Annotated in this window: 13 protein-coding genes; 11 read left to right on the top strand and 2 right to left on the bottom strand. The window is 66.6% G+C overall.

Annotation, left to right across the window (positions count from 1 at the left end; genetic code table 11):
* Positions 1–36 precede the first annotated feature (36 nt).
* The 11 genes from ACWDUD_RS26950 to ACWDUD_RS26900 all read left to right on the top strand — a co-directional run bounded on the left by ACWDUD_RS26950 (position 37) and on the right by ACWDUD_RS26900 (position 11,885).
* A complete protein-coding gene (locus tag ACWDUD_RS26950) occupies positions 37–1,212 on the top strand; it encodes an acyl-CoA dehydrogenase family protein (RefSeq protein ID WP_450111326.1) in 1,176 nt (391 codons plus the stop codon).
* Positions 1,209–2,423 (top strand): CaiB/BaiF CoA transferase family protein, encoded by a 1,215-nt coding sequence (locus ACWDUD_RS26945; RefSeq protein ID WP_450111325.1) that lies wholly within the window; start codon positions 1,209–1,211, stop codon positions 2,421–2,423. The genes ACWDUD_RS26950 and ACWDUD_RS26945 overlap by 4 nt, the downstream gene beginning before the upstream one ends.
* A gap of 44 nt (positions 2,424–2,467) precedes the next feature.
* The gene (fabG, locus tag ACWDUD_RS26940; protein WP_450111324.1) at positions 2,468–3,196 is read left to right on the top strand and encodes a 3-oxoacyl-ACP reductase FabG; all 729 of its coding nucleotides are present in this window, start codon (positions 2,468–2,470) and stop codon (positions 3,194–3,196) included.
* A 155-nt stretch (positions 3,197–3,351) separates the two neighbouring features.
* On the top strand, positions 3,352–3,777 hold the full coding sequence (locus ACWDUD_RS26935) for a carboxymuconolactone decarboxylase family protein (RefSeq protein WP_231610343.1): 426 nt from the start codon (positions 3,352–3,354) through the stop codon (positions 3,775–3,777).
* A 73-nt stretch (positions 3,778–3,850) separates the two neighbouring features.
* On the top strand, positions 3,851–4,642 hold the full coding sequence (locus tag ACWDUD_RS26930; protein ID WP_450111323.1) for an NAD(P)-binding domain-containing protein: 792 nt from the start codon (positions 3,851–3,853) through the stop codon (positions 4,640–4,642).
* A 335-nt stretch (positions 4,643–4,977) separates the two neighbouring features.
* A complete protein-coding gene (locus tag ACWDUD_RS26925) occupies positions 4,978–6,603 on the top strand; it encodes a flavin-containing monooxygenase (RefSeq protein ID WP_450111322.1) in 1,626 nt (541 codons plus the stop codon).
* Between the two features lie 126 nt (positions 6,604–6,729).
* A complete protein-coding gene (locus ACWDUD_RS26920) occupies positions 6,730–7,038 on the top strand; it encodes a hypothetical protein (protein WP_420749871.1) in 309 nt (102 codons plus the stop codon).
* Entirely contained in the window at positions 7,035–8,117 is a 1,083-nt protein-coding gene (locus ACWDUD_RS26915) for an alpha/beta fold hydrolase (protein ID WP_450111321.1), read from the top strand. The genes ACWDUD_RS26920 and ACWDUD_RS26915 overlap by 4 nt, the downstream gene beginning before the upstream one ends.
* Complete coding sequence (locus ACWDUD_RS26910; protein WP_450111320.1) at positions 8,114–8,911, top strand: esterase/lipase family protein; 798 nt, start codon at positions 8,114–8,116, stop codon at positions 8,909–8,911. The genes ACWDUD_RS26915 and ACWDUD_RS26910 overlap by 4 nt, the downstream gene beginning before the upstream one ends.
* Positions 8,908–10,491 carry a long-chain-fatty-acid--CoA ligase gene (locus tag ACWDUD_RS26905; RefSeq protein WP_450111319.1) on the top strand — a complete coding sequence of 528 codons (1,584 nt, stop codon included), beginning with the start codon at positions 8,908–8,910 and terminating at the stop codon, positions 10,489–10,491. Before ACWDUD_RS26910 ends, ACWDUD_RS26905 begins: the two co-directional genes overlap by 4 nt.
* Before the next feature lie 29 nt (positions 10,492–10,520).
* Positions 10,521–11,885, top strand: coding sequence for an MFS transporter (locus ACWDUD_RS26900; RefSeq protein WP_450111318.1), 1,365 nt, complete (start codon positions 10,521–10,523; stop codon positions 11,883–11,885).
* Between the two features lie 72 nt (positions 11,886–11,957).
* On the opposite strand, the gene ACWDUD_RS26895 is transcribed toward ACWDUD_RS26900, so the two are convergent.
* A complete protein-coding gene (locus tag ACWDUD_RS26895) occupies positions 11,958–13,766 on the bottom strand; it encodes a helix-turn-helix domain-containing protein (RefSeq protein WP_450111317.1) in 1,809 nt (602 codons plus the stop codon).
* Between the two features lie 10 nt (positions 13,767–13,776).
* Positions 13,777–14,832 (bottom strand): alcohol dehydrogenase, encoded by a 1,056-nt coding sequence (locus ACWDUD_RS26890; RefSeq protein ID WP_450111316.1) that lies wholly within the window; start codon positions 14,830–14,832, stop codon positions 13,777–13,779.
* Positions 14,833–15,096 lie beyond the last annotated feature (264 nt).

Genomic DNA, 15,096 nt, shown 5'->3' with positions numbered 1-15,096 from the left:
TGGACCGATCATAATCCCGTCGCCATAGTTGGTGACATGTCCCTCCTCGAAACCGAAGTCCCCGACGACGTCTTCGCCGACATCCTCGGGCACGTCAGAGAATTCGTCCGCACTCGCGTGGTCCCTCGGGAGCAGGAGATCGCCGAGACCGACGCCATCCCCGACGACATCCGGGCCGCCGTCAAGGAGATGGGCCTGTTCGGCTACGCCGTTCCGCAGGAATGGGGCGGCCTGGGCCTGAACCTGATGCAGGACGTCGAACTCGCCATGGAACTGGGATACACCACCCTGTCGCTGCGCTCGATGTTCGGAACCAACAACGGCATCGCCGGGCAGGTCCTGGTCAACTTCGGCACCGACGAGCAGAAGAAGCGGTGGCTCGAAGGTATCGCCTCCGGCGACGTCGTCGCCTCCTTCGCCCTGACGGAGCCGGGTGCCGGTTCGAACCCCGCCGGACTGCGCACCAAGGCCGTGCGCGACGGCGACGACTGGATCATCACGGGCGAGAAGCGGTTCATCACCAACGCACCGATCGCCGATCTGTTCGTCGTCTTCGCGCGCACGCGTCCGGCCGACGAGAACGGCACCGGCATCGCGGTCTTCCTCGTCCCGGCGGACGCCGACGGTGTGCAGGTGGGCAACAAGGACGCCAAGATGGGCCAGGCCGGCGCCTGGACCGCGGACGTGCACTTCGACCAGGTCCGGGTTCCCGCGGCAGCGCTGGTCGGCGGCAACGAGGACGTGGGCTACAAGGCCGCGATGATCTCGCTCGCCCGCGGCCGCGTGCACATCGCCGCGCTGGCCGTCGGGCAGGCACAGCGCGCCCTCGACGAATCGGTCGCGTACGCGGCTGCGGCAACTCAGGGCGGCACCCCGATCGGCAACTTCCAGCTGGTGCAGGCGATGATCGCCGATCAGCAGACCGGGGTGATGGCCGGCCGCGCGCTCGTCCGTGACGCCGCGAAGGCATGGGTCGAGGAGACCGACCGCCGTATCGCCCCCTCGGTGGCGAAGCTGTTCTGCACCGAAATGGTCGGAAAGGTCGCCGATCTCGCCGTGCAGATCCACGGCGGCAGCGGGTACATGCGCGAGGTCGCCGTCGAACGGATCTACCGCGACGTGCGCCTGCTGCGCCTGCACGAGGGCACCAGCGAAATCCAGCGCCTGATCATCGGGGGCGGACTCGTGAAGCAGGAACAGAAGGCAAAATGACACTCCCCCTCGAGGGCGTGACCGTCGTCGCGCTCGAACAAGCCGTGGCGGCACCGCTGGCCACGCGGAACCTTGCCGATCTCGGAGCCCGCGTGATCAAGGTCGAACGCCCCGACGGTGGCGACCTCGCGCGCGGCTACGACCACGTGGTGCACGGCACGGGCGCGCACTTCGTGTGGCTCAACCGAGGCAAGGAATCGATCGCCGTCGATCTCAAGCGGCCGGAAGGACGCACGGCCGTACGGAATCTCGTCGATCGTGCGGATGTCTTCCTGCAGAACCTCGCGCCCGGCGCGGCCGAGCGACTCGGGTTCGGAGCCGAACGACTGCGTGCCGATCACCCCGAACTGATCGTGGTGAACCTCTCCGGGTTCGGCGCGGGCGGGCCGATGGAACAACGCAAGGCCTACGACATGCTCGTACAGGCCGAGGCCGGCCTGATCTCGATCACGGGCACGCCCGAAACCCCGGTGAAGACAGGTATCCCCACGGCCGATATCGCGTCCGGAATGTATTGTGCCCAAGCGGTTCTTGCAGCCCTGTTGCGGCGGGGACGCACCGGTGAGGGATCCGTGATCGACGTGTCGATGCTCGAGGCCACGGTCGAGTGGATGGGCCACTCGATGTACACGCAGATGTACACGGGCGAGCAGCCACCGCGCATGGGGCTGAGCCACACGTCGATCGCGCCGTACGACGCGTATCCCACTCGAGACGGCCAGGTACTGATCGGTGTGCAGAGCGAGAACGGTTGGCGCGCACTGGTCCACGACGTCCTCGAAGCGCCCGAACTCGCCGACGATCCCCGCTTCGCGACAAACATCGACCGCGTGAAACATCGAGCCGAGTGCGACGCCGCGGTGGCCGAACGAACCGCTCACCGGTCGACCGCCGAACTCGATGCGAAACTTGCCGCTGCCGGTGTTCCCGCGGCGCAGGTCAAGCAGATCGAGCAGGTCGTCGCCCATCCGCAACTCGCCGCCAGAAACCGCTGGCGCACCGTCGGCACCGAGAACGCCGAGGTCGAGGCGCTGCTTCCCCCGGCGACCTTCAGCGATGTCGAGGCCCGCATGGGCGACGTCCCCGCGCTCAGTCAGCACACTCGTGCACTGCTCGAGGAATCCGGAATGGATTCGGCCGACGTCGAATCCGCCCTCGAAGCGGGAATCGCCGTGCAATCGACCAAGCTCCATTCCGCTTCGACGCGGTGACACACACGGACCCGACCGAGTCGGGTCACAACGAAAGGATTCTAATGCTGTCAGGACGCACCGCGGTGATCACCGGAGGCGCTCAGGGGATCGGATACGCGATCGCCCGTACGTTCGCCGACAACGGCGCCCGGGTCGTGATCGGCGACCTCGATGAGTCCAAGGCGAAGGATGCTGCTGCTTCGCTCGGAACCGAGGCGCTCGGCGTCGGCTGCAACGTGGTCTTCTCCGACGACGTGGCCCGTCTGCTCGACGCTGCCGTCGAATCGTTCGGATCGCTCGACGTCATGGTCAACAACGCCGGCATCACCCGCGACGCGACGATGCGCAAGATGACCGAACAGCAGTTCGACGACGTGATCTCTGTTCACCTGCGCGGATGCTGGAACGGCACCCGTCTGGCGGCCGGGATCATGCGTGAGAACGGCGGCGGATCGATCATCAACCTGTCCTCGATCTCCGGCAAGGTCGGTTTCGTGGGTCAGACGAACTACTCCGCGGCCAAGGCCGGAATCGTCGGCCTGACGAAGGCGGCTGCCAAGGAGGTCGCACATCTCGGGGTACGGATCAACGCCGTTCAGCCCGGTCTCATCCGCACGGCGATGACCGAAGCGATGCCACAGAAGGCGTGGGACCAGAAGATGTCCGAGATCCCCATGCAGCGGGCCGGCGAACCGTCCGAAATAGCTTCCGTCGCCCTCTTCTACGCGTCGAACCTGTCCTCGTACATGACCGGCACCGTCGCGGAGGTCACCGGCGGACGCTACATGTAGAGCGGACTGTTCCACATCGGAACACCGTCACTTCGGCCTGTCGCTCTAGCGTGGGAGCGGTAGCCATGGTGCCCGTCACATCGGTGCCACCGCGGCGGACGACAACACATCGGGACGCGAACCGACCGTGTCCTGCGAGCCGACAGGACGACCTCATGACCACAGACATGACCACAGAACGCTTCCAGCGAGGCCTCGACCGCATGATGGGGCTCGTCTCCACCGAGCACTCCAACACGTTCGATCACGCCAAGCTCGTCGAGTCCTACAAGGATCTCGACACCGAGCTGCCCGACTACATCGTCTCGTTCGCGTTCGGGGACATCTACTCCCGGACGAGCCTGAGCCGGCAGGAGCAGACGCTCGTCACCATCTCCACGTTGGTCGCCCTGGGCACCGAGCCGCAGCTGAAGCTGCACATCAATGTGGGTTTCAATGTGGGCCTGACCAAGGAGAAGATCGTCGGCGCTCTGATCCAGTGCATCCCCTACATCGGATTCCCGCGCGTCCTCAACGCCCTGACTCTGCTCAAGGAAGTCATGGCCGAGCGCGGCCTCGAGGTCGAGTCGCCCACCAACTGAGGCGACATCCCGCGGCACATCAGGGTCCGTGCGGATCGCCGCCCCACCCACTCAATATCTCTAGGAAACCCTCATGCACTTGGCTATCGGACTCGGGCCCATCGGCGGAAGTGTCGGCGCACATCTCGCCGAGCTGGGCCGGAAGGTGTACGGCTACGACTTCAACCAGGATCGCCTCCGCGAGTGGTCGCAGGAGACCGGGTCGCCGGCCGGTAGCGACCTGGCGGACGTCGATTGGCCGTCCGTCGACAGTGTCCATGTCGCGGTGCGGCTGGCGGACCAGGTCTCGTCGGTGTTCGAGGCCCTGACGGCCCACACCGCCCAGCCGTTGACCGTCTTCGTCCACACCACGCTCGCGCCCGCGGACGCCCGGAAGATCCTGCCCTCGGCCCCGGACGGCTGGCGTGTCTTCGAGGCCCCCGTGTCGGGCGGCCCCCAGGGTGCACGCCACGGCACGATGACCGTCTTCCTCGCCGGACCCGCTCCCACCGACGCCGAAAACGCTCTGCTGGAAGACATCTCCGGCCGTGTGTTCCGCATGCAGTCCTACGGACAGCCGGCCATCGTGAAGCTGCTCAACAACACCCTCGCCACCTACAACCTGGCCGCCGCCGCACGGATGCTCGCTGTCGCCGAGCAGTCGGGGGTCGCAGCCCGGGACCTCTTCGACGTGATCGGAGTGTCCACCGGCCAGAGCTGGATGGGCGACAACCTCGCCGATGTCCAGTACGACCTGCTGCTCAAGGATGTCGAGTTGCTCCGCGGCGAAATCGGCTCGCTTCCCGCCGTGGATCTCGGCGACGAAGTCGAGGCGAACATTCTCCGAGCACGTGAACTGCTGACCAGCGGTTCCGAAAATCGTTGACCGAGAACGAATAACACCGACACCACCGGGCGGGTCGCTTCCCGCCGGGAACATGTCCCCGCGCAGAGGGGTCGGACGAGGTTGGCTCCTCGTCCGGCCCCTCTCCGCGTGTCCGGTGCTGCGCAGACCTGTCGGCGCGACAGGATGTTCCGGATGTGTTTCACATCGGAACAGCTGTGTGCCGGAATACAGGCCTAATTTCGAATACAGACCTCGTGTCGACTGTCACACGGGATCGACACGGCGGGAGACGCCACAGGAAGCGGAACGCAGGGGTTTTCCGCTTCGGGTCGGATTCGACACCAATCTCATCGCACCGAACGAAGGCAATTTCCATGACTGCACAGATCGCACCCAGCTTCGTCGACGCCGTTGTCATCGGCGCCGGATTCGGCGGCATCTACGCCGTGCACAAGCTGCACAACGAACTCGGGCTGACCACCGTCGGTTTCGACAAGGCGGAAGGCCCCGGTGGCACCTGGTACTGGAACCGTTACCCCGGTGCCCTCTCCGACACCGAGAGCCACCTCTACCGCTTCTCGTTCGACCGCGACCTGCTGCAGGACGGCACCTGGAAGACCACCTACATCACCCAGCCGGAGATCCTCGAGTACCTGGAGAGCGTCGTCGAGCGGTTCGACCTGCGCCGCCACTTCCGGTTCGGCACCGAGGTCACCTCCGCGATCTACCTGGACGACGAAAGCCTGTGGGAGGTCACCACCGACAAGGGTGAGGTCTACCGCGCCAAGTACGTCGTGAACGCCGTCGGTCTGCTCTCCGCGATCAACTTCCCCGACCTGCCCGGTCTGGACACCTTCGAGGGCGAGACCATCCACACCGCGGCCTGGCCCGAGGGCAAGAGCCTCGCCGGCCGTCGCGTCGGTGTCATCGGCACCGGATCCACCGGCCAGCAGGTCATCACCGCCCTGGCCCCCGAGGTCGAGCACCTCACCGTGTTCGTCCGGACCCCGCAGTACTCCGTGCCGGTCGGCAACCGACCGGTCACGAAGGAACAGATCGACGCGATCAAGGCCGACTACGACGGCATCTGGGACCGCGCCAAGAAGTCCGCGGTGGCCTTCGGCTTCGAGGAGTCCACCCTGCCGGCCATGTCGGTGTCGGAGGAGGAGCGCAACCGCATCTTCCAGGAGGCCTGGGACCACGGCGGCGGCTTCCGCTTCATGTTCGGGACCTTCGGCGACATCGCCACCGACGAGGCCGCCAACGAAGCCGCCGCATCGTTCATCCGCAGCAAGGTCGCGGAGATCATCGAGGATCCGGAGACCGCCCGCAAGCTGATGCCGACCGGTCTGTTCGCCAAGCGTCCGCTGTGCGACAGCGGCTACTACGAGGTGTACAACCGGCCGAACGTCGAGGCCGTCGCGATCAAGGAGAACCCGATCCGCGAGGTCACCGCGAAGGGCGTCGTGACCGAGGACGGCGTGCTGCACGAACTCGACGTGCTCGTCTTCGCCACCGGATTCGACGCGGTGGACGGCAACTACCGCCGCATCGAGATCCGTGGCCGGGACGGCCTGCACATCAACGACCACTGGAACGGTCAGCCGACGAGCTACCTGGGTGTCACGACCGCGAACTTCCCCAACTGGTTCATGGTCCTCGGACCCAACGGCCCGTTCACGAACCTGCCGCCGACCATCGAGACGCAGGTCGAGTGGATCAGCGACACCGTCGAATACGCCGAGCGCAACGGCATCCGCGCCGTCGAGCCCTCGCCGGAGGCCGAGGAGGAGTGGACCGAGACCTGCACGGAGATCGCGAACGCCACGCTGTTCACCCGAGGCAACTCGTGGATCTTCGGCGCAAACATTCCGGGCAAGGAGCCGAGCGTTCTGTTCTACCTGGGCGGGCTGGGCAACTACCGCGGCGTTCTCTCCGGGGTCGTCGCCGACGGGTACCGCGGCTTCGAGCTGAAGTCCGCTGTCCCGGTGACGGTCTGACCTGCCGACCGTACGGAGGGAGGGGGTGCCGCCGATCGGCGGCACCCCAGCGGTCGGATGCACACATCGCCGGGGTTCGACAGGGATCGGACCGGAGGGGGTTTTCATGCGCAACGAGGGATATCGATGATCGGATTGCCAAGCTGGAGAGCGCCGTACGACTTCGCCGAACGAATCGTCGCGCCGCCGGCCGAAGCGTTGGTGCGCAGCGATCGGTTCGCGGCAGTTACCGCCACCGTTTTCGGTATCCGGCGTGCCGTGGGCGATGGCCTGAACGGTCTCGCCGCGACGGTGTGGCACCTGGTCAATCTGCCGGCCGGCAGCGACCTGCATCGGATGCACGCACAGCTCGGGGCGTTGGACCGGGACGTGCGGCGGCTGTCGCTGCAGCTCGAGCAGCGCGACACCGCTCGAACAGGGAGTGATGGACGATGACGATCGACGTCGAAGCACCGGGCATCGTCGGCCGTGTGGGCCGGGAGCTCGAACGTTCCGTGCTCCGGGCACGCAACGGAATTCGTATGGCGGCGGGAATCTCACGACCCGAGGTGGGGACGACGCCCAAGGATGTGGTGTGGCGCCACGGTCGCACCGAACTGTGGCGGTACCGCAACGACGACGTGCGGGTCTCGCCCCCGCTCCTGATCGTCTTCGGCCTGTTCTCGCGTAGCTACATCCTGGATCTGCAGAAGGGCAACAGCTTCGTCGAGCAGCTCGTGGACGCCGGATTCGATGTGTACCTGCTGGATTGGGGGGTTCCCGACGAGCGCGACGCGGCGAACCGGTTGGAGGACTACGTCGACGACTACATTCCCGCCGCGGTCGAAGAGGTGCGCCGCATCTCGGGAACCGAACAGGTCAACATGCTCGGTTACTGCTTCGGCAGCGTCCTGTCCCTGCTCTATGCCGCCCACCATCGCGACGCGCCGCTGCGCAGCCTGGCCGTCGTGTCCGCGCCGATCGACCTGCAGCAACTGGGACCGTTGACCAGCGTGCTCGGCACGGTCGAGCAGGATGTCGAGAAACTGCTCGATGTCGACGGCAATGTGCCGCCGCGGGTGGTCCACCAGGCGTTCCAGATTCTGAAGCCGACCACGCAGATCACCCGGTACGTCGACTTGTTCGACAAGCTGTGGAACGACGACTACGTCACGGCCTATCAGGCGATGATCGGTTGGGCCACCGATCACGTCCCGCTCCCCGGTGGGGTCGCACGGCAATTGGCGGAGATGACCCGGACCAACGCGCTCGTCGACGACACGATCGTCCTCGGCGGAGACCGGGTCCACCTCTCCGACATCACGGTGCCGTTCCTGACGGTGCTGGGCGACCGCGACCACATCGTGCCGGAGGCGTCCGCCGCCCCGCTCATCGATCTGGTCGGCTCGTCCGACAAACACGAGTTGCGGCTCGAGGGCGGGCACGTGGGAGTGCTCGTGGGCCGGACCGCGGCGAAGAAGACCATCCCCGCCATCATCGAATTCCTCCTCCGACGAAGCGAGACCATCACATGACCAGCACCTCGCAACGAGGTATGTCGGCACCGGGTGATCTGCTCCACTACACCGAGTACCCGCGAGCGGCCCTCGACGGGGCGCTCCTCGCGTGCGCGGCACCCCTGTTCGCCACACTTCCGCGTGGAGACAACCATCCCGTGCTCATCCTGCCGCGCCTGCACGGAACCGACATGTCCGCGGCGCCGATGCATTTCGTGCTCCGGGGACTCGGATACCGGACCTACGGGTGGCGGCTCGGCCGCAACATCGGCCCCACCGGCAAGGCGGTGCACGGTATGCGGGCACGGCTGGACTACCTGACCAACCGGTTCCAGCAGCCGGTCACGGTCATCGGGTGGAGTCTCGGGGGTATCTACGCCCGCCAGCTGGCTCGTCGCACTCCGGAAGCCGTCCGGCAGGTCATCACGCTGGGCAGCCCGATCCGTCTGGCCCGGCACGAGCAGAGCCGCGCCAACCGGCTGTTCCATTCGTACGCCCACCAGCACATCGAGCCGTTGGACGTACCGCTCGAACGGGGCAAGGGTCCGCTCCCGGTCCCTGCGACGTCGATCTACAGCCCGCTCGACGGCGTCGTTGCCTGGCGGACCTGCCTCGACGAGCCGTCCGAGCGTGCGGAGAACATCGCCGTCCTGGCCAGCCACATCGGGATCATCCGTCACCCGGCGGCGTTGTGGGCCGTCGCGGACCGTCTCGCCCAACCCGTCGGCAGGTGGACCCCGTTCCGGCCCCCGCCGTGGCTGTGGATGGCCTACCCAGAACCCGAAAGTCCCGCACCGGAAAGCCTCTCATGACGAACCTCGCTCACATCCTCACCGAGTCCGCGCGCCGATATCCCGATCGGCCCGCCCTTCGTGTCGACGACGACGCCGTCACCTATGCAGATCTCGACGCCCTGACCGCGCGTGCCGCGGCTCGCCTCCGGGCCCGAGGAGTCCTGCCGGGTGACCGAGTCGCGATCGCACTGCCGAACGTTCTGGCATTCCCGGTTCTCTACTACGGCGTTCTTCGCGCCGGCGCGACCGTCGTGCCGATCAACCCGCTGCTCAAGTCCCGCGAACTCGAGCACCATTTCCGTGATTCCGGTGCCGTGCTCGCGTTGGTGTGGAGCACGGTGACGGCCGAGGCGGAGTCCGCTGCCGCAGCGACCGGAACCGAGACCGTCGTCGTCGACGAGGAGACCGTCGCGGCCGTCGCGGAGTGGCCGGCCGCCGAGGACGTCGCTCCGCGTGAGGAGGACGATACGGCAGTCATCCTCTACACCTCGGGCACGACCGGCACCCCGAAGGGTGCCCAGCTCACACACGCGAATCTGCGTCGCAACGCCATCACATTCGTCGACATGTTCGACTTCGGGCCCGGCGACGTGGTGGCGGGGTGCCTGCCGTTCTTCCATGCGTTCGGGCAGAGCAACGCACTGAACGCCTCCATCCTGGCGGGCGCGAGTGTGTCACTGGTACAGCGCTTCGACGCTGCGAAGGTTCTGCACCTCATCGAGCGGCACGGGGTGACCGTGTTCGAGGGCGTTCCCACGATGTATGTCGGCCTGCTCCACACCGATCGCGGGCAGGTCGACACCTCGAGCCTGCGCATGTGTGTCTCCGGTGGTGCCGCATTGCCGGTCGAGGTTCTGAACGGCTTCGAGGAGACCTTCGGCGCCCCGATTCTCGAGGGTTACGGTCTGACCGAGACGTCGCCGACCGCCACCTTCAACCGGCTCGGCCACACGAAGCCCGGCTCGATCGGACTGCCCATCGACGGTGTCGACATGAAGGTGGTGGACAGGAACGGCGCCGAGGTCCCGTCCGGTGAGGTCGGCGAGATCGTCATCCGGGGGCACAACGTGATGAAGGGCTACTGGAACCGTCCGGAAGCCACCGCGGCGGCGATCGTCGACGGATGGTTCCATACCGGCGACATGGCCGTCCGCGACGACGACGGCTTCTACTTCGTCGTCGACCGCAAGAAGGACATCATCATTCGGGGCGGGTACAACATCTACCCGCGCGAGATCGAAGAAGTGCTCTACGAGCATCCCGCAGTGCGCGAGGCCGCGGTCATCGGTGTGCCGCACGCGACGCACGGTGAGGAGGTCGCCGCCGCGATCACCTTGCGTGCCGGCGCCGCCGCGACACCCGACGAACTCCGCGAGTACGTCAGGACCCGCGTGGCCGCCTACAAGTATCCGCGCCATGTCTGGCTGGTCGACAGGCTTCCCAAGGGAAGCACCGGCAAGATCCTCAAGCGCGAGATCGACTTCCCCGCAGAGCTTCTGGGGACTTCTACGCCCTCCGGTCGGGATCGGGGCCATCGGCCGTCCGACCCGAACGGGCGCCACCGGCACACCGAACCGGCCGCCGCGCCGACCACATGACGAAACCTGCTCCCCCATCGGAGAACCGAATGACTTCGACAACAACCGATCCGGACACTCGACGCAGACGAACCGTCGCGTGGGTCGTGTCCCTCGCCACCGTCGGCCTGATCTTCGACGGCTACGACCTCGTCGCCTACGGCGCGGTGGTGTCCACCTTCCTCGACGATCCGAGTCACATCGGTGAGGTCACGCCCGCGCTCGCGGGCACGCTCGGCAGCTACGCGCTGCTGGGAATGATGTTCGGCGCCTTGCTCGCCGGCGCCGTCGGCGACGTGCTGGGACGCCGCAAGGTCATGCTCATCTCCTACGCATGGTTCTCCATCGGCATGTTCGTCACCGCACTGATGACGACGACCACCACCTTCGGTGCGATGCGCTTCGTCACCGGCCTCGGCATCGGGGCACTCATCGCGACGACCGCGACCCTGGTGACCGAGATCGCCCCGCCGGGGAAGAAGAACCTCTACAGTGCGATCACCTACTCCGGCGTGCCGCTGGGGAGCCTGCTGGGCGCCCTTCTCGCGATCCTTCTGCTGGAATCCATCGGCTGGCGAGGGCTGTTCATGATCGGAGCACTGCCGATCGTCACGCTGTTGCCCCTGGCGATCGTGAAGATGCCCGAGTCGGTGCAGTGGCTGGTCGCCCGCGGCCGGATCGACGAGGCCCGCGCGGTCTCCGCGCGAACCGGTGTGCCGATGCCCGACAGCCTCGCGCCGCCGGCGAAGACCGAGCGGGTGGGTTTCGCCGGCCTGGTCGGGCGCGGATTCCTGTTCTCGACGATCGTGGTGGGATCGATCAGCGCCCTCGGACAGTTCCTCAACTACTACCTCAACACGTGGTTGCCGGTGTTGATGGAGAAGTCGGGGTTCAACACCAAGGGATCGCTGGCCTTCCTCCTCGTGCTCAGTGGAGGTGCAATCCTGGGCGCGGTCGCCGGCTCGCGGTGCGCCGACCGATTCGGGCCGAAACCTGTTGTGGCCACGGGCTTCTTCATCGGCGCGACCTTCGTCGCCCTGATGACCCTGAACCTGCCGCTTCCCGTCCTGCTGTTCTTCGTCGCTGTCGTCGGCTTCGGCACCACCGGAACGTCGATTCTGGTGTACGGATTGGTGGCGAACTACTTCCCCACCCGGATGCGCGGTGCTGCCGTCGCGTGGGCTGCGGGCTTCGGCAGGCTCGGCGGCGTCAGCGGCCCGCTGCTGGGTGGCCTGTTCCTGGCCGCCGGGCTCGGGGTGGACGCGGTGTTCTATGTCCTCGCCGGCTTCGCGCTGCTGGGAGTCGTCCTGACGGTGCTGATTCCGAAGGTCCGGGCCGGGGCGGACGTTCCCGACCGCACCGAAGAATCCCCCGGCCCGAGCTCCGCCGAGCCGGCGCTGTCAGCGGCCACCTAGGCGCTGACGCGCCCGTGTGCCTTTGTGGCGCCCGGGGCCGCCACATGTACACACCGGCGGCGCGCTCGGTCATCAGGGACCGAACGTGCTCAGCTGTTCGTCGTCGATCTTCAAGGTCCGCATCTTGCGATACAGCGTGGTCCGGCCGATGCCGAGGATCTCCGCAGCGCGTGACTTGTTGCCTTCGGCGTCGCGCAGTGCGCCGACGATCGCCTCACGCTCGGCCTGCTCGTAGCGGCTCATCGTGGAACGGGTGGTATCGCACATGGAGGGCGGGAGGTCCTTCGCCTGGACGAACCCGCCTTCCTGTGCCGGTGGCAGGGACGCCAGCAACCGGACCAGCTCGGCGACGTTCCCCGGCCAGCGCCAGGCCAGCAGGCAACGGAGCGCGACGGGCGAGAACCGAGGCGGTGGTGTACCTGGGAAGCGGGCGGCAGCGACCTCGCGGACGATGACCGGCAGTTCGTCGCGCAACTCCACGAGCGAGGGAACACGCACGGACATGGGTGTCGAGTCGTCGGAGCCACGGCGCTCGGTGAGAATCACCAGAGGGTCGTTCGCACCTCCGGAACACCTATCCCGAGCAAAATCAGCAAGGCGCGTGCGGCTTTCGTGTCCGACATCGTCTGCGTCGACGACGACACCTCGACCCTCGCGCAGCACGTCGCCGGCAGCGGCCCAGAAACTGCTGTTCTCGGAGAGGTCGGGCCGGGTGAACACCGCAGGGTCCCGGCCGGTTCGTTCACGAAGCCACGTCGTGGCCTGGAAGCGCTTGCCGACCCCGGGCTCGCCGACGAGGTGGATGAATCCGTCCGGGCCCGCCACCGCGGTGAGCTGACGACGCACCCGTTCGTACGGGGACTCCGTGGGCCGGCGGGTAGCGATCAGGCCGTCGGACGTGCCACCGACGACCGGGATGCTCCCACCCCGCGGGTGTGTACCGAGATCGGTGGGCATCGGTTCGGCCGCACCGGGAGTCACGAACTCGAGAGCGAAGATTGCGTCGTGTTCGTCGCGGCCCAGACGCCGCACCAGCGCCTCGGTTCCGAGTGTGGGAAGTTCCAGGCGCAGGACGTCGTCGCCCCAACGATGAGCTCGCAGTTTCTCCCACAACACGGCGTGCGCTTCCGCGTCCAGGTGTGCGAGAGACGGCAGATCCGTCATCACGGTGTCCGAACTCATCACCAACACCGATCGCCGACCCGCACGGAAGCGGCGATACACACGTGCCAACTCCAGGTCGCGGGAATCGGCCATGCTCTCGAGCGCTTCGGCGATCTGCTGTCCGGCCTGCCGGGCCATCGCCACCATCAGCGGGCTCGAGACGTCGATGTGGGACGCGAAGGCGAGCGACCCGACCATCCGCCCGGTGACGGGGTGCTTGATGGGAGCTCCGGCGCACGCCAGCCGCGCCAGATTGTCGTTGAAATGTTCGCTGCCGCGGACGAATACGACATCGCGAGCTTCGATGGGAGTGCCGAGACCGTTCGTGCCCAGGGCCTGCTCGGAGAAGTCGAAACCCTCGATTGCGTTGGCCTGATCCAGGATTCGCGCATCCTCCGCGTCGACGATCCGGCGGGACATGATGCGGCCGTTCTCGTCGGCGAGCAGCAGCGCCAATCGCGACTGGGTGAGGTTGTTCTGCCACTGGTCCAGGACGCGACCTGCCGCGCGCAGGATGGCGCTGTCCGGGTCGATCTCTCCGAGGACGAGCGGTTCGGCTCCGGGGTCGACCCGGTTCGAGATGGAGCGACGCCAGCTCTGCTCGATCTCCGCCGCAACAAGGGATTCCGGCACAGAGGCCCGGAGGAGTCCCTCCTCGAGCATGCGCTCGCGGGCGTTCCTCACCTCGTCCTGGCGCCGCGGCCCTTCCACTGGCATCACTCCATTGTCAGGCCCTCAGGACGATGCGTCCAGTGACTGACCCCGCGGTGAGATCGTCCAGGGCACCGGACACCTCGGTTGCCGACAGCGGCCGTTCGACGACGGGGATGGTGGGAACCTCCCCGCGTTGCGCCAATCGCACGAGTTCCTTCATCTGCGCGAGAGTTCCTACGAAACTTCCCTCGATGCGGATCATGCGGAGTGCCAGCAGCGCGGTCGGGACGGTGACCTCGCCGCCGAAGAGCCCGACCTGAACCATGATTCCGCCCTTGACCAGGATCTCGAATGCCGAGGTGGCCGTGGCACCGTTGTTGACGAAGTCCACGACCGCCCCGGCCGGCGCACCGATTGCCTCGCGAAGCGCCGCGGCATCGCCCGTTCCCGGATTGAACGTGTTGGTGGCCCCCATGGCGCGGGCGGACTCGAGATTCCGGTCGGCGACGTCGACGGCGCAGATGTTGCGGTGTCCGCGCGACCGCAGGATCGCGATGGCCGTCAGGCCGAGTCCTCCGGCTCCGAAGATCACCACGGGTTCGTCGGGATCGAGCGGAAGGATCTTGTCCACGGCGCTGTAGGCGGTCAGGCCGGAGCACGCCATGGTGGCGGCCCAGCTCGGATCGAGACCGTCGATGTCCACGAGGTACTTCTCGTCGGGCACGAGGATGCTCTCGGCGTATCCGCCGTGCCGGGCGACACCCAGGTTTTTCCCTGCGGCACAACGATTGTCGTGACCTTCACGGCACTGACGGCAGGCGCCGCAGCCGATCCACGGGTAGATCAGGCGCACATCGCCCACTTGCACCGACCCGACTTCGTCGCCCACCTTCTCGACGACTCCGACCACTTCGTGGCCGAGCACCATGGGGTATTCGATGCCGCGTTCCTTCAGGCTCATCTTTCCGCGGCTGCCGAGGTCGTACCCACCGGCTCGCAGGTGGGTGTCGGTGTGGCAGACGCCGGCCCGGAGGACCTTCAGCAGCACCTGCTTGCCCTCGGGATCCGGAGTGGGCACCTCGAGGTCGTGAATCGTGGGGTCGTCGGGCATGACGGCGAAGACGTGCATGGGGATGGGCTCCGTTCGATGTGGCGATCGGCAGATTGCTCGACGATGCACCACCGCGTAGACGTGCATCCGATACCGAACATCTCGTTTATCGAGTACTCGCACAGTATCGATCGGGCCCGCAGTCCGACTGTTTCAAATCGGAACAGCTGTGGTGCGGGACGCCTCTCTAGTGCCGCACCCGTGAACCTTTGCCCCGTTGCAGCCGACACGCCGACCACTTCCGGTGTGCCGGCCACGGCATCGGTCAACCTGGTCGAGTGG

It is taken from the genome of Rhodococcus sp. NPDC003382 (genome assembly GCF_053589135.1).
This window is presented reverse-complemented; position numbering and strand designations above follow the sequence as displayed.